This window comes from Arthrobacter sp. TmtSoilC51 (genome assembly GCF_055388015.1).
Genome location: NZ_AP035877.1, coordinates 4,953,808 through 4,968,803, shown reverse-complemented (window position 1 = coordinate 4,968,803; position 14,996 = coordinate 4,953,808). Strand labels below are relative to the sequence as shown.

The window sequence follows — 14,996 nt, the reverse complement described above, 5'->3', positions numbered from 1 at the left end:
GCGCGCTGTGCCGCAAGACCAGACCGCACAACAGCTCGAATCCGAAGAGCTCGTGCCTCCCGCTGAGCCACATGCCGCGCATGATTCCAAGAAAGTGGAAACGCAGGCGGATCTCAGTGCTGAGATTAAGGCCATCGCAGACAGCTATGCCGAGGCCCTCAAGAACGGCAAGGGTCCCGAGACCATGCCGCGCTTGGACTATGCGCCGTACCGCAGCAGCATCCTTCGCCACCCCACCAAGAGCCTGCACCACGCGGACCCGGAGACAATCGAGCTCTACTCGCCCGCGTTCGGCCACCAGGATGTGCACGCACTGGAATCGGACCTGACCATCCAGCACAACGGCGAGCCGCAGGGTGAGCGCATCATCGTCGCGGGCCGCGTCCTGGACGGCGACGGACGCCCGGTTGCCGGCCAGCTCGTGGAGATCTGGCAGGCCAACGCAGCCGGCCGCTACATCCACAAGCGCGACCAGCACCCCGCCCCGCTGGACCCCAACTTCACCGGCGTCGGCCGTTGCATCACCGGTCCGGACGGCTCCTACAGCTTCACCACCATCAAGCCTGGCGCTTACCCGTGGAAGAACCACCTGAACGCCTGGCGCCCGGCCCACATCCACTTCTCCATGTTCGGCTCGGAGTTCACGCAGCGCATCGTCACCCAGATGTACTTCCCGGGCGATCAGCTCTTCCCGCTGGATCCCATCTACCAGTCGATCGTGGACCAGGATGCCCGCGACCGCCTCGTGGCACAGTACGACCATGAGCTCACCAGCCCCGAGTGGGCGCTTGGCTACAAGTGGGACATCATCCTGACCGGTTCCAAGCGGACGTGGACGGAAAACGAAGCATTCGGCGATGCCGGGGACGAGGAGTAGGCACATGAGCAAGCTGACACCCACACCGGGCCAGACAGTAGGCCCCTTCTACGGCTACGCCCTTCCCTTTAACAAGGACAACGAATTGCTGGCTCCGGGCAGCCCCGGCAGCATCCGCCTGCAGGGAACCGTTTACGACGGCGCAGGCCACACCATCCCGGACGCCATCCTTGAAATCTGGCAGCCGGACTCCGAAGGCAACATCGTCCAGCGCACCGGCTCCCTGGTCCGTGACGGCTACACGTTCACCGGATGGGGCCGCGGCTCGGTCGGCAACTCCGGCGTCTACACCTTCACCACGGTTAACCCCGGCCCCACCAAGCCCGGTGCTGCGGCGTTCATCTCCGTAGCCGTCTTCGCACGCGGCCTCATGAACCGTCTCTTCACCCGCGTCTACCTGCCGGAAAACGAGGAAGCACTGGCCAATGACCCGCTGCTGAGCTCCCTGGACCCGGAGCGCCGCAAGACGCTGATCGCGCGCCGCGACCCCGACGGCGGGCTCACTTGGGACATCCGATTGCAGGGCGGCGACGAGACCGTGTTCCTGGACTTCCAGCAGGACGGTTCACTTGATCTGGCAACGGGCAACGCGGGTACCTCAGAATGACCAACGGCGACTTCGGCCTCCTTAGCCCCGTCTCGGCGTCGCCCGCTGTGGCGGCGCTGACGGGCGACCGCGCCGTGATCGCGGCAATCCTCGACGTCGAAGCCGCCTGGGCGGTTGTCCTCGAGGAGGCGGGACTCGTCCCTGCCGGTTCCGCCGCCGTCGTGGCCGAAGCCGCCAACGCCGGCTCCTATGATGCCGCCTCGATCGCCGAGCGCGCCCAAGGCGGAGGCAACCCGGTGATTCCCCTGCTGGGTGACTTGCGCGGGCGCGTCCGGGAGTTGGACGCCTCCGGTGGCGCCGGCAAGGCCGTCCACACCTCGCTGACCAGCCAGGACGTTCTTGACACCGCACTCATGCTCCTCGCCAGCCGCACCGTTTCAGCGTTGCTGGTTGACGTCAACGGCACGACGACGGCGCTCGCCACCTTGGCGGAACAGCATGCGGACACGCTGTGCGTTGGCAGGAGCCTGACGCAGCATGCGCTTCCGTATACGTTCGGGCTCAAGGCTGCACAGTGGTTCCAGGGGGTTGCTGCTGCGGCTTCACGCCTCGAATCTCTTGAGTTGCCGGTCCAGTTCGGGGGTGCAGGTGGAACGCTGGCTTCGGCCACCAAGCTGACTTTGGGTTCGGACTCAACACCGTTCACTCTTGCCGATTCCCTGGCTTCGAAGCTCGGGCTGGCTTCAGTGGCAGCTCCGTGGCACACCAACCGCCTCGCCGTTACGGCCCTCGGTGATGGGCTTGCGGCCCTCATCGATTCCTTCGGCAAGATCGCCGCGGACCTGCTCTTCCTAAGCCGGCCCGAAGTGGGCGAACTCGGCGAACCGCTGGCTGCCGGACGTGGCGTGTCTTCCGCTATGCCGCAGAAACAGAACCCTGTGCTCTCCGTGCTCGTCCGCAGCGCCGCGTTGCAGGCCCCCGGCCTCGCGTCGCAGCTGCACCTCGCCGCGGCAACCTTCAACGACGAGCGCCCGGACGGTGCCTGGCACAGCGAATGGCCAGCCCTCCGCCAGCTCTTGGCCCTTGCTTTGGGCGCAGCTTCACAGCTTAGGGAGCTCACGGAAGGCCTCCGCGTTTTCCCCGAGGCCATGCGCCACAACCTGGAAATCTCGGGACCGCTGCTGCTTAGCGAAGGTGTGGTGGCCGCCGTCGCACCTCTCCTGGGTACCGATGGAAAGCAGAAGCTGCAGGCAGTCGTCGACGAAACGCTGAAGGCGCCGGCCGCCGAGCAGTCCCGTATCTACACCAAGCTGCTTCGCGAAACGGTCCCCGCGGACAAGCTCTCCGACGCCGAACTCGAAGCACTCATGGATCCCGCAAGCTACCTCGGCGAAGCCGCCGAAATCAGCCGCCGGATCCTCGCCGCCTACCCGGACTTCACTGGACCATCGAAAGGAGCCACTCGTGGCTAAGCCAACTGTCAAGGCCGTGCTGCTCTCCCCGCAGCGCGAACTGGGAGCGAAGCCGCTCTTGGTTGTCGGCCCGTCGCTGGGCACCTCCACCGTGCTCTGGACCGAAACCGCTGCCCTCCTGGGCGACGAGTACGACGTCGTCGCATGGGACCTCCCCGGCCACGGCATCTCGCCAGCCGCCACGGAAGGTTTCGATATGGCGGAACTGGCTGACGCCGTCGTCGATCTTGTTGATTCCGTGAGCCCGGGCGCGAACTTTCACTACGCGGGCGTCTCGCTGGGCGGCGCCACCGGGCTGCAACTTGGCATCAAGCACGGCGACCGCCTCCGCAGCCTGTCCGTCCAGTGCACCGGCGCCAAGATCGGCACTCCCGAAGGCTGGCTGGAGCGGGCCGAAACCGTGCGCGCGCAGGGCACGCCGGTGATGATCCAGGGTTCCGCGCAGCGTTGGTTCGCTGCCGGATTCATGGATCGCCAACCCGAGGTCAGCAGCCGCCTCCTGCACGCCCTCCGCGACTCCGACCGCTTCAGTTACTCGTTCTGCTGTGAAGCCCTCGCCGCGTTCGACGTCCGCGAGCAGCTCGGCAGTATCACCGTCCCCACGCAGGCGATCGCCGGCGTCGAGGATTCCGTTGCGCCGCCGTCGTTCGCTGAGGCGGTTGTTTCCGGTATCACCGCGGGCGGCGGATTTGCTGTTGTTGAAACGCTCGACGGTGTCGCTCATTTGGCTCCCGCAGAAGCACCGGCCGTTGTGGCTGACTTGATGCGGACTTTCATGAAGGAGAACGGACGATGAGCTCTGTTTCTGAACACAACGGTGCCGTGCAGCCCGATGCGACCGCGCAGGACATCTACGACGCCGGCATGGTGGTCCGCCGCGAAGTGCTGGGTGACGCACACGTGGACCGGGCGAACGCCAACAAGGATTCCTTTACCGAGGACTACCAGGACATGATCACCAGGATCGCCTGGGGTGGCATCTGGACGCGGCCCGGCCTGAGCCGGCAAATGCGCTCGGCCGTCACCCTCACGGCACTGGTGGCTCACGGTCACTGGGAGGAGCTCGCCATGCATGTCAGGGCTGCCCTCAACAACGGACTGAGCAGGGACGAAATCAAGGAAATCCTGCTGCAGACCGCCATTTATTGCAGTGTGCCGTCGGCCAACTCGGCCTTCAAGACGGCCCAACAAGTATTCGCCGATATCGACGCCAACGAACCCAACTAGGTCGCATTTAAGCGCGTTTAGAAGGTCCAAAACGCGCACTATTGCGACCTAGTTGGGCAGTAGAAAAGAGAAACTCCATGAACCAGGCTTTTGTGTACGACGCCGTGCGCACGCCCTTTGGCAAGTTCGGCTCCGGACTTGCCGCAGTCCGTCCCGATGATCTCGCAGCGCACGTGGTCCGCGAATCTGTTCGCAGGGCCCCGGAATTGGATGTTGAGCGGATCGACGAGGTGGTGTTCGGCAACGCCAACGGTGCCGGTGAGGAAAACCGCAACGTCGCCCGGATGGCTACCCTGCTCGCTGGCCTGCCCGTCTCCATCCCGGGCACCACGGTCAACCGGCTGTGCGGCTCGTCCCTGGACGCGGCCATTATCGCTTCGCGGCAGATCAATGCCGGTGACGCAGATCTGATCCTGGTAGGCGGCGCCGAGTCCATGTCCCGTGCGCCGTGGGTGCTTCCCAAGACTTCCAAGCCCTACCCGGCCGGTGACATGACCCTCGCGTCCACCACTCTGGGTTGGCGGCTGGTGAACCCGGCCATGAACAAGGACTGGACCATCTCCCTGGGCGAGGCCACGGAACGGCTGCGTGAGAAGTACGGCATCACGCGTGAGCGCCAGGACCAGTTCGCTGCGGACTCGCACAACCTGGCCGACGCCGCGTGGAACGAAGGCTTCTACGATTCTCTGGTTTCTGCGGTGCCGGGGACGGATCTGGTACGGGATGAAGGCATCCGTGCCGGTTCCTCCGCCGAGAAGCTTGCAGGGTTGAAGACAGTGTTCCGTCCTGAAGCTGACGGGCCCGACGGCGGTACGGTCACCGCCGGGAACGCGTCGCCTTTGTCCGATGGTGCTTCAGCGGCGTGGATTGGTTCGGAGGCTGCTTCGTCGATCCTCGGTATGGAGCCGTTGGCCCGCATCGCAGGTCGGGGTGCTCATGGCAACGATCCCCAGTTCTTCGGCTTCGCTCCGGTGGAGGCCGCCAACAAGGCCCTCGCGAAGGCCGGCATCGGCTGGGACCAGGTTGGCGCCGTCGAACTTAATGAAGCGTTCGCCGCGCAGTCGCTGGCGTGCGTTGACGCGTGGGGGATTGACCCCGCAATCGTGAACCGTCACGGTGGCGCGATCGCCATGGGCCACCCGCTCGGTGCCTCCGGTACGCGCATCCTCGGCACCCTGGCGAGGTCATTGCAGGCCTCGGGCCAGCGCTGGGGCGTTGCGGCGATCTGCATCGGTGTTGGGCAGGGCCTGGCCGTTGTGCTGGAAAACGTTTCTGCTGGTGTTTCAGAAGGAGTCTAAGGGTCATGCTGAATTTCATTGACACTGTTGGCGAAGCTGTCGCCGGCATCAAGGACGGTTCCACGGTGATGATCGGCGGCTTCGGCAACGCCGGCCAGCCGTTCGAACTGATCGATGCGCTGATGGATTGCGGCGCGAAGGACCTGACCGTGGTGAACAACAACGCAGGCCAAGGCGATCAGGGCCTGGCGTTGTTGATCAAGGAAGGCCGGGTCCGCAAAATGATTTGTTCGTTCCCACGGCAGTCCGATTCATGGCATTTCGATGCGAAGTACCACGCGGGCGAGATCGAGCTGGAGTTGGTTCCGCAGGGCAACCTGGCCGAGCGCATCCGTGCCGCCGGCGCCGGAATTGGTGGGTTCTTCACGCCGACCGGCTACGGCACTACGTTGGCTGAGGGCAAGGAAACCCGCTTCCTCGATGGGAAGTGGCAGGTGTTCGAGACCCCCATCCACGCTGACGTCGCGCTCATCAAGGCACTCAAGGCCGATGGCAAGGGAAACCTCGTCTACCGCAAGACTGCACGGAATTTCGGCCCGATCATGGCAGCCGCGGCCAAGCACACTATCGTGCAGGTCTCGGAGATCGTGCCCACGGGTTCCTTGGATCCGGAGAACGTGGTGACGCCGGGTATTTACGTCAACAGCGTGGTCCGCGTCGATTCTGCCGGAACAAAAGAAAAGGTGGCCTGAGCATGAGCACCCAGACAAGCATCCAGACGTCCGAGAAGCCGTTGGGCCGCGACGAACTCGCCCAGCTGGTGGCCCGCGACATCGCGCCGGGTTCCTTTGTGAACTTGGGCATCGGCCAGCCGACACTCGTGTCCAACTACCTCACCGAGGACCAGAACATCACGCTCCACACGGAGAACGGGATGCTCGGCATGGGTCCGGTGGCCCTTGGGGATGACGTCGATGGTGACTTGATCAATGCGGGCAAGATCCCCGTGACCGAGCTTCCCGGGGCATCGTACTTCCACCATGCAGACTCGTTCGCGATCATGCGTGGTGGGCACTTGGACATCTGTGTCCTCGGTGCGTTCCAGGTATCCGCCACCGGCGACCTCGCCAACTGGCACACCGGCGCCCCCGACGCCATCCCAGCCGTGGGTGGGGCGATGGACCTCGCCACGGGTGCCAAGGACGTCTTCGTGATGATGACGCTGTTGACCCGCGAGGGCGTGTCCAAGCTCGTGGAACAGTGCACCTACCCGCTCACCGGGGTCGGCTGCGTGACCCGCGTGTACACGGACAAGGCTGTGTTCCTCACCGGTCCCGACGGCGTGACAGTTCGCGAGACGTTCGGCTGCACTTTCGAGGACATCCAGGAATTGGTCCCGTTGCCACTGAAGAAGGCCGAGTCCTAGTCCCTCTCCCGTTGTGGGGCCCGCTCTGCGTGGTTATTGCCCTAGCAGGCCCCGCAACGCCCCCTAGGATTGGTAACCATGAGCGATTCCGCAGTTGCCCCGCAGGCCAGCGACCAGTACGTCCAGTCGTTGGCCCGGGGTCTCGCCGTGATCCGGGCGTTCGATGCGAACAACCCGGTCATGACCCTCAGCGAAGTCGCGGCCCGCACTGACCTGACCCGAGCCACTGCCCGGCGCTTCCTGCACACCCTCGTGGAACTGGGTTACGTTCGGACAGACGGCAAGACCTTCGCGTTGACGGCCAAAGTGCTGCAGCTCGGGTACTCGTACCTTTCGGCGCTCTCTCTGCCCCAGTTGGCCCAGCCCCATCTCGAAGAACTCTCCCTGAAACTGGGGGAGTCCACCTCCGCCGCAGTGCTCGATGGCACGGATATTTTCTACGTTGCCCGCGTTGCTACCCGCCGCATCATGAACGTCGGCATCACCGTTGGTACGCGCTTCCCGGCCTACGCCACGTCTATGGGGCGCGTACTGCTCGCCGGATTGCCCCAGGCCAAGTTGGAGGCGTACCTCTCGACGGCGGAACTCATCCCGCTCACGCCGCGAACTGTCGCCAGCGTGCCCGAGTTGAGGGCCGCCGTCGAGCAGGTCCGGGCGCAAGGCTGGTGCCTGTTGGACCAAGAGCTGGAGATCGGGCTGATGTCCCTCGCAGCGCCGGTGTGGAACCACAACAATGGCGACAACGTTGCCGCCATCAACGTGTCACTGCAAGCCCAAGCGGTTGCTGCCCAGCCGGACCCGGACGCGTACCTTGAATCTGTGCGCCAGGAAGTCGTGGCCACGGCCAACGCGATCTCGCAGGACGTGTCCGCGAAGCACTAACGCAGCAAGTTGGGCCCCCGCCTACTTTCGGATCGCCGCCAGTCGCGTCTCAAGAATCCGCCGTACCAACGAATCCGGCACAGGGTTCTCCGCAGAGAACCGCAGAGTCCCCGGCGACCACGAGTAACCCCCGAGCTCCTCTGACATTTCGGGCAGGATGCGTCCGCTGAAGGGGTACAGTGCCAGGTGCTTCTTGGTTTCGATAACGCTCACGAAGCCCTTTCCATCAACCAGCAGAGCAGGCATGCCGTAGCTGGTGCCTTCTTCCAGGTCTGGCGCGAGTTCGCGTGCAATCCCAACAATTCGCTCCAGGATTTCGCGGTTGCCCTGGCTGACGTTCTCCAAGTATTCGGTGACGGTTCCCATAGGGACATCGTGCCCCAAAATCCGGCTATTTAGCGCTCCGGAATGACCGCGATGCCCTGGATTTCGATCATGGCTTCTTTCTGCCACAGCCGGGTGACCCCGATTCCAGCCATCGCCGGGTACTGTGAACCAGCCATTTCGCGCCAGATCCGTCCGATCTCGCGGCCGTTCGCCATGTAATCGTCCACGTCCGTGAGGTAGATGGTCACGTTGACCAGGTCCTCGGGCTGTCCCCCGGCCTCGCGCAAGGTGGTGAGGACGTTGGAGAACGCCTGCGTGAACTGCTCCACGATGCCGCCCGGCACGATGTTCATGTTCTTGTCCAAGGCCGTCTGTCCACCCAGGAACACCGTGTTGCCGGCAAGCATGCCGTGGGCAAAACCGGACGGCTTGGGGAGCGACTCAGGGTTGATTGTCTTGTGGCTCATGCTGTTCCTCCTTGTTGTGGCAACTGCAAAAACTTTTGAAATGCCTCTGTGCAGATCATTTCTGCCGTGCTACGTTGAGCATATGTGACGATCGTAAAAAAGTCGACACATTAGAACTCGAAGGAGCACAACCCATGAAACTTGCCACCCTGCGAACCTCCGGCGGAAGTACGACGGCGGCACTCGCCACGGGCGCGGACACATACCTTGCGCTGCCGGCCACTGACGTCGGCGCGCTCCTGGCCCTGCCGGAGTGGCGGACGATCGTGCAGGAAGCGCAAGCATCCGAGGGCACGGTCATCACCGGCGCTGACTTCGCACCGCTCCTGCCCCGCGCAGGCAAGGTCATTTGCTGCGGACTGAACTATGGGGACCACATCCAGGAAATGGGTCGAGAACTTCCTGAGTACCCCACCCTTTTCGCCAAGTACGCGGACACCCTGGTGGGCGCTACCGACCCCGTAGAAGTCCACGGCAGCGGCCGCGTCGACTGGGAAGCCGAGCTCGCCGTCGTCGTGGGTTCTGAATTGTTCCGCGCCGACGAAAACCAAGCCCGCGCGGCAATCGCCGGCTACACGGTTGCCAACGACGTCTCCATGCGCGACTGGCAGAACCGGACGCTGCAGTGGTTCCAGGGCAAGGCTTTTGACCGCACGACGCCGGTAGGCCCGGTGATGCTGACTGCGGACGAAGCAGGCCAGAGCTTTGAGGTCCGCGGCTACGTCAACGGCGAACTCGTCCAGCGCGGCAACACGAGCACCCTGGTGTTCGGCCCCGCGAAGCTCCTTTCCTACATTTCCCAGTTCACCACCCTGCGCCCCGGCGACCTCGTCCTCACGGGAACGCCCGGGGGAGTCGGGATGGGCATGACCCCACCGCGTTTCCTGAACGACGGAGACGTCCTCACCACCGAAATCGATGGCATCGGCCGGCTGGAAAACAAGTTCCGGATCCACGCCCCGGTCGCGCCGGTCCACGCCAACGCCTAAAACCCACCGCCAAAAGGAGAACCCCATGAGCCAGACCACCACCGAATACCGCCTCGAAGGCGACAACTCCATCTACGCCGGCGCTGACGGCAAGGTTGTCCCCGTGGTGACCCGCGCCGGTGCGGAAGACACCAACACCGCACAGTCGGGCGACTGCATCCGCGTCTCCGGCGTGAGCATCCAGCACACTCCGGCGACCAAGATCTGGTTCGGCCAGGTTTCCAACACCCCCGGATACCGTTCCCTGCCGCACCACCATGGCGAGGCCGAGACCGGCGGCTACGTGCTCCGCGGCCACGGCCGGATCTACTTCGGCGAGAACTACCAGGAGTTCATCGACATGAAGGCCGGCGACTGGGTATTCGTGCCACCGTTCATGCCGCACGTGGAAGCCAACATGTCCGTGACAGAAGAACTCGTCTGGCTCACGGCCCGCACGCCCGAGAACCTCGTGGTCAACCTCGAGGATGTCGCCGACGAGACCCTCGCCGACTACCGCAGGGCATAACCCCCATGATGACTGGAACCTTGACCTCGGAGACCTTCCTCAGGGCTGTGGAGATGACAGCCGTTGAAGCCCAGGTTTTCGACGAAGCCTACGAAGCCACCACCCAATACGTGCCGTGGCCCAAGGCTTATGGCGGAGACATGGTGGCCCAGGCGGCAGCTGCGATGATGCTTTCGGTGGAGGCCGACAGGAACCTCCACTCGATGCACAGCTACTTCATGCGGCCCGTGGACATCGGCGCCCAGGTTCGCTATGAAGTGGAGCGTTTGCGCGATGGCCGCGGCTACTCCACACGCACGGTTCGTGGCTTCCAGAATGGCAAGCCCGTATATGCCGCAATGGGGTCCTTCCAAGTTCCCGAAGATGGACCGGATTTCCAGCCTGAGGCTCCTGCCGCCGTCGAGCCTGAATCGCTTCGCTCCGCAGCGGAAGCACTGGAAGGCACAGAAAGCCCAGCCGCAGACTATTGGTCTACGGGACGTAGTTTCGACATGCGGCATATTCCGGGGCCGGTATACATTGAGCTCGAGGGCGGGTCCACGCCGCAGCAGGCAATCTGGGTCAAGGCCTTCGATAGCCTCCCCGACGACGCCAACCTCCACCGCACTGCCCTCGCCTACGTTTGCGACTACACCATCCTGGAGCCGCTACTCCGGGTCAACGGACTCAACTGGTCCAGTCCAAGGCTAGCTACCGCCAGCCTTGACCACTCCATGTGGTTCCACCGCGATGGCCGCGCCGACGACTGGGTCCTCTATTCACAAGAGGCCATATCAGGCCAAAGCAACAGGGGCCTGGCCATGGGCCGCTTCTTCGACCGGCAAGGAAGGCTCCTCGCCACGGTCGCCCAAGAGGGCATGATCCGCGCCTGAACAGCTTTACCCCTCAACATCATCCCCAGCTTCACTAACGCACCACTGAAAGGAACGGCCATGAGCATGACGCCATCGGCCCATGTGGACACGTTCACTCGCGACCATTTGCCGCCTGCCGATAGCTGGCCGGCGCTTGAATTTACCCTGCCCGAACTTCACTACCCGGAGCGGCTGAATGCCGCGGCGGTGCTGATCGACGACGCTGTCGAGACTTATGGCCCGGACCGACCCGCCCTTCGCACGCCGGATGGCGCGGTTTGGACCTACGGTGAGCTCCAGCAGCGGGCCAACCAAGTAGCCCAGGTCCTCACCGAAGACCTCGGAGTCGTGCCCGGCAACCGCGTCATGCTGCGCGGCCCCAACAACCCGTGGATTGTGGCCGCCTGGCTGGGCGTTCTAAAGGCTGGCGCGGTGGTGGTCACCACCATGCCCATGCTGCGGTCCGCCGAAGTCTCCACGCTGATCCAGCTCACCAAGCCGGTGGTTGCCATCTCGGACCACCGCTTCGTGGACGAGCTTGCCATCGCGGCAGGCGACGAGGTCACTGTCCTCTCGTATGGTGGGTCCGACGACGGCGACCTGACCGCCCGCTGCGCCGCGAAGAGCGGCGAATTCACGGCTGTGGATACCTCGGCGGACGACGTCGCGCTGCTGGGTCCGACGTCGGGCACCACGGGTGTGCCGAAGGTGACCATGCATTTCCACCGGGACCTCCTGGCCAACGCAGATACGTTCGCCCGTTACATACTGCAGCCCACTGCGGATGACGTGTTCGCCGGTTCGCCGCCCCTCGCATTCACCTTTGGGCTCGGTGGCCTGGTGGTCTTCCCGCTGCGGTTTGGAGCGTCATCGCTGCTGACCGAAAAGGCGGCGCCGGTGGAGCTGGCCGAGAACGCAGCCGCAGCCGCAGCGACGATCCTCTTCACTGCTCCTACTGCCTACCGCGCGATCCTCAAGGAGCAGCGCGGGGACCTGCTCCGGGGCCTTCGCGTGGCCGTTTCTGCCGGCGAGCACCTGTCCAAGGAAACGTGGCAGGCCGTCCAGGACGCCACGGGACTGCGCTTGGTCAATGGCATCGGCGCCACGGAGTTGCTGCATGTGTTCATTTCCGCCGCGGGCGATGACATCCGGCCCGGCACAACAGGCCGCGCCGTGCCCGGCTACCGTGCCACCATCCTGGACGACGCCGGCAAGGAACTCGGTCCCGGGCAGGCTGGCCGGTTGGCCGTCATCGGGCCAACAGGATGCCGCTACCTGGACGACGCCCGCCAAACGAACTACGTCGTCAACGGCTGGAACGTCACCGGAGATACGTTCACCAAGGATGAGGACGGGTACTTCACGTACCAGGCCCGCTCGGACAACATGATCGTTTCCTCCGGATACAACATCGGCGCACCCGAGGTGGAGGCGGCCATCGACCAGCACCCGGATGTGGTAGAGAACGCCGTGATCGGCCGTCCTGACCCGGAGCGCGGCAGTGTAGTCTGCGCGTTCATCGTGCTGCGTGAAGGCGTCATAGGCGACGCCGCGAAGCGCAAGGAAATCCAGGACTTCGTGAAGCAGACCATCGCCCCGTACAAGTACCCGCGGGACGTCCGGTTCGTCACTGAATTGCCACGCAATCCCAGCGGCAAACTGCAGCACTTCAAGCTCCGCGACGGCCTCCTCCATGAAGGCACCCCCGCCAACGAGGGCAACCCGGGCGAAGCAGAAACCGACCAACTTACCCCTGCCGGCCAGAGCCAGGCTTGAGAAGGAGCACAACCATGAAGATTGCAATTGTTGGAGGCGGCCCGGGCGGCCTGTACTTCGCAGCATTGATGAAGCAGCTGGACCCCTCCCACGACATCACCCTCTGGGAACGTAACGCTGCAAGCGATACCTTTGGCTTCGGCGTCGTGTTTTCCGATGAGACCCTCGGCGGGATCGGCAACGCCGATCCGGTGGTCGCGGAGTACATGAGCCGCCGCTTCGCGCGCTGGTCCGATATCGACATCCACTTCCGTGACCAGATGATCACCGTGGGCGGGCAGGGCTTCGCGGCGATGAGCCGGAAGGAACTGTTGGAGCTGCTGCAGCGCCGCTGCATCGAACTCGGCGTCGACGTTCGGTTCTCCACCATGGCCCCGCCTGTTGAAGAACTCGAAGCCGGTTACGATCTCGTGCTGGCCGCGGACGGCGTGAACTCCCAGATCCGCGCCAAGTATGCCGACGCGTTTGGCCCGGACCTGGACCCGCGGACCAACAAGTTCATGTGGCTCGGTACGGACCAGGTATTCGAGGCCTTCAAGTTCTTCGTCAAGGAGACCGAGTTCGGCGTCATGCAGATCCATGGCTACCCGTACTCCGACGAGGGCTCGACGTTCATCGTGGAAATGCACCAGGACGTCTGGCACGCGGCAGGGTTCGACGAAACCGCCAACGAGGTTTTCCCTCCCGGGGTCTCGGACGAGAAAGCGATCGCGAAGATCCGTGAGATTTTCGCCGAGGAACTGGACGGCTACGAGGTCCTGTCCAACAACTCCAAGTGGATCAACTTCACCACGGTGCGGAACCAGAGCTGGCGCAAGGGCAACGTTGTCCTGCTCGGCGACGCCGCCCACACCGCGCACTTCTCCATCGGCTCCGGCACGAAACTGGCCATGGAAGACTCCCTCGCGCTGGCCGCGTGCCTGCACGAACACCCGGACGTTGACTCCGCCCTTGCCGCGTACGAGGCCGAGCGCCGGCCCGTGGTCGCCTCCACCCAGCGCGCCGCGCAGGCCTCGCTGGAATGGTTCGAACGGATCGGCCAGTACAAGGACCAGGACCCCACCCAGTTCGCGTTCAACCTTCTCACCCGCAGCCGCCGCATCACCCAGGACAACCTGCGCCTTCGCGACCCCGAATTCGCCGACGCCGTGGACCGCAACTTCGCCGCCTCCCAGGGCCTGGACCAGGTAGCCCCGGCAATGTTCCAGCCCTTCCGCATCGGCGAACTGGAGCTGAAGAACCGCATCATCGTCTCGCCGATGGACATGTACTCCGCCACCGACGGCATCCCGGGCGACTTCCACAAGGTCCACCTCGGCTCCAAGGCCCTGGGCGGCGCCGGCCTGGTCATGACCGAAATGGTCTGCGTCTCCGAAACCGGCCGCATCACCCCCGGCTGCAGCGGCCTCTACACCGACGAACAGCGCGATAGCTGGAAGGAAATCGTGGACTTCGTCCACGGCCGCTCCACCGCCAAGATCGGCGCCCAGCTAGGCCACTCCGGCCGCAAGGGCTCCACCAAACTCATGTGGGAAGGCATCGACCAGCCCCTCAACACCGGCAACTGGGGCACCGTTGGCCCGTCCGCGCTGCCGTACGGCCCGGAGAACCAGACCCCGGCCGAACTGGACCGCGCCGGCATGGACGCCATCAGGGACGAGTTCGTCGCCGCGACCCTCCGGGCCGAGCAGGCAGGCTTTGACCTCCTGGAGATCCACGCCGCCCACGGCTACCTGCTCTCCTCCTTCCTCTCGCCCGTTTCCAACCAACGCACCGACGAATACGGTGGCAGCCTGGAAAACCGGCTGCGGTTCCCGCTGGAAGTGTTCGACGCCGTTCGCGCGGCGTGGCCTGCCCACAAGCCCGTGACGGTACGCATCTCCGCGACCGACTGGATCGAAGGCGGCAACACCTCCGACGACTCGATCGAGATCGCCAAGGCGTTTGTGGAGCACGGTGCCGCGGGACTGGATGTTTCCACCGGCCAGGTAGCCAAGGAAGAGAAGCCCGCGTTCGGCCGCAGCTACCAGACTCCGTTCGCGGACCGCATCCGCCAGGAAGTCGCCGCCCCGGCAGGGGTGGCCGTGATCGCCGTCGGCGCCATCTCCAGCTACGACGACGTGAACTCCATTCTGCTCGCAGGCCGCGCCGACCTGATCGCCCTGGGCCGTACCCACCTCTACGACCCCCAGTGGACACTCCACGCCGCAGCGGAGCAGGAATACCACGGCCCCGGTGCCCAGTGGATCCCGCAGTTCCGCGCCGGCCGCCGCAAGCCGCCGAGCTCGCGTACCGACGCAGTCCGTCCCCGCCTGTCCCTGCTCAAGGAACCAGACACCGAGGAACTCAACACCCACCTGCGCTGGACCCCCGCATCCGCAGCAGCGTCGGTACTGGTGAAGTAGA

Annotated in this window: 16 protein-coding genes; 14 read left to right on the top strand and 2 right to left on the bottom strand. The window is 64.4% G+C overall.

Annotated features, from left to right (window positions below):
• The first annotated feature begins 7 nt into the window (after window positions 1-7).
• The 9 genes from pcaH (at window position 8) to ACZ5G6_RS22710 (ending at window position 7,669) form a co-directional block, all read left to right on the top strand.
• The gene (gene pcaH / locus ACZ5G6_RS22750) at window positions 8-877 is read left to right on the top strand and encodes a protocatechuate 3,4-dioxygenase subunit beta (protein WP_498688364.1); all 870 of its coding nucleotides are present in this window, start codon (window positions 8-10) and stop codon (window positions 875-877) included.
• 4 nt (window positions 878-881) lie between these two features.
• On the top strand, window positions 882-1,484 hold the full coding sequence (gene pcaG, locus ACZ5G6_RS22745; protein ID WP_498688362.1) for a protocatechuate 3,4-dioxygenase subunit alpha: 603 nt from the start codon (window positions 882-884) through the stop codon (window positions 1,482-1,484).
• Window positions 1,481-2,896: a lyase family protein gene (locus ACZ5G6_RS22740; RefSeq protein ID WP_498688361.1), complete on the top strand. Its 1,416-nt coding sequence runs from the start codon at window positions 1,481-1,483 to the stop codon at window positions 2,894-2,896. The genes pcaG and ACZ5G6_RS22740 overlap by 4 nt, the downstream gene beginning before the upstream one ends.
• Complete coding sequence (locus ACZ5G6_RS22735; protein ID WP_498688360.1) at window positions 2,889-3,692, top strand: alpha/beta fold hydrolase; 804 nt, start codon at window positions 2,889-2,891, stop codon at window positions 3,690-3,692. The genes ACZ5G6_RS22740 and ACZ5G6_RS22735 overlap by 8 nt, the downstream gene beginning before the upstream one ends.
• Window positions 3,689-4,123 (top strand): 4-carboxymuconolactone decarboxylase, encoded by a 435-nt coding sequence (pcaC, locus tag ACZ5G6_RS22730; RefSeq protein WP_498688356.1) that lies wholly within the window; start codon window positions 3,689-3,691, stop codon window positions 4,121-4,123. Before ACZ5G6_RS22735 ends, pcaC begins: the two co-directional genes overlap by 4 nt.
• A gap of 77 nt (window positions 4,124-4,200) precedes the next feature.
• Window positions 4,201-5,421 (top strand): thiolase family protein, encoded by a 1,221-nt coding sequence (locus ACZ5G6_RS22725; protein WP_498688354.1) that lies wholly within the window; start codon window positions 4,201-4,203, stop codon window positions 5,419-5,421.
• A gap of 5 nt (window positions 5,422-5,426) precedes the next feature.
• Window positions 5,427-6,113, top strand: coding sequence for a 3-oxoacid CoA-transferase subunit A (locus tag ACZ5G6_RS22720; RefSeq protein WP_498688352.1), 687 nt, complete (start codon window positions 5,427-5,429; stop codon window positions 6,111-6,113).
• Window positions 6,114-6,115: 2 nt separating this feature from the next.
• The gene (locus ACZ5G6_RS22715) at window positions 6,116-6,787 is read left to right on the top strand and encodes a 3-oxoacid CoA-transferase subunit B (protein ID WP_498688349.1); all 672 of its coding nucleotides are present in this window, start codon (window positions 6,116-6,118) and stop codon (window positions 6,785-6,787) included.
• A 78-nt stretch (window positions 6,788-6,865) separates the two neighbouring features.
• Window positions 6,866-7,669, top strand: coding sequence for an IclR family transcriptional regulator domain-containing protein (locus ACZ5G6_RS22710; protein ID WP_498688347.1), 804 nt, complete (start codon window positions 6,866-6,868; stop codon window positions 7,667-7,669).
• A gap of 21 nt (window positions 7,670-7,690) precedes the next feature.
• On the opposite strand, the gene ACZ5G6_RS22705 is transcribed toward ACZ5G6_RS22710, so the two are convergent.
• On the bottom strand, window positions 7,691-8,035 hold the full coding sequence (locus ACZ5G6_RS22705; RefSeq protein ID WP_498688345.1) for an iron chaperone: 345 nt from the start codon (window positions 8,033-8,035) through the stop codon (window positions 7,691-7,693).
• A gap of 29 nt (window positions 8,036-8,064) precedes the next feature.
• Window positions 8,065-8,463 (bottom strand): RidA family protein, encoded by a 399-nt coding sequence (locus tag ACZ5G6_RS22700; RefSeq protein ID WP_216927234.1) that lies wholly within the window; start codon window positions 8,461-8,463, stop codon window positions 8,065-8,067.
• A gap of 134 nt (window positions 8,464-8,597) precedes the next feature.
• Here ACZ5G6_RS22700 and ACZ5G6_RS22695 point away from each other — a divergent pair, with 134 nt between their 5' ends.
• Genes ACZ5G6_RS22695 through ACZ5G6_RS22675 form a run of 5 tightly spaced genes read left to right on the top strand, consistent with a single transcriptional unit; the run spans window position 8,598 to window position 14,995 of the window.
• Window positions 8,598-9,452, top strand: a complete 855-nt coding sequence (locus tag ACZ5G6_RS22695; protein WP_498688343.1) for a fumarylacetoacetate hydrolase family protein — start codon at window positions 8,598-8,600, stop codon at window positions 9,450-9,452.
• A 25-nt stretch (window positions 9,453-9,477) separates the two neighbouring features.
• Window positions 9,478-9,960, top strand: a complete 483-nt coding sequence (locus ACZ5G6_RS22690; protein WP_223935046.1) for a cupin domain-containing protein — start codon at window positions 9,478-9,480, stop codon at window positions 9,958-9,960.
• A 5-nt stretch (window positions 9,961-9,965) separates the two neighbouring features.
• A complete protein-coding gene (locus ACZ5G6_RS22685; RefSeq protein ID WP_498688338.1) occupies window positions 9,966-10,832 on the top strand; it encodes an acyl-CoA thioesterase in 867 nt (288 codons plus the stop codon).
• A 60-nt stretch (window positions 10,833-10,892) separates the two neighbouring features.
• Window positions 10,893-12,590, top strand: coding sequence for an AMP-binding protein (locus ACZ5G6_RS22680; RefSeq protein ID WP_498688336.1), 1,698 nt, complete (start codon window positions 10,893-10,895; stop codon window positions 12,588-12,590).
• A 14-nt stretch (window positions 12,591-12,604) separates the two neighbouring features.
• Window positions 12,605-14,995 carry a bifunctional salicylyl-CoA 5-hydroxylase/oxidoreductase gene (locus ACZ5G6_RS22675; protein ID WP_498688334.1) on the top strand — a complete coding sequence of 797 codons (2,391 nt, stop codon included), beginning with the start codon at window positions 12,605-12,607 and terminating at the stop codon, window positions 14,993-14,995.
• The last annotated feature ends 1 nt before the right edge of the window (window position 14,996 follow it).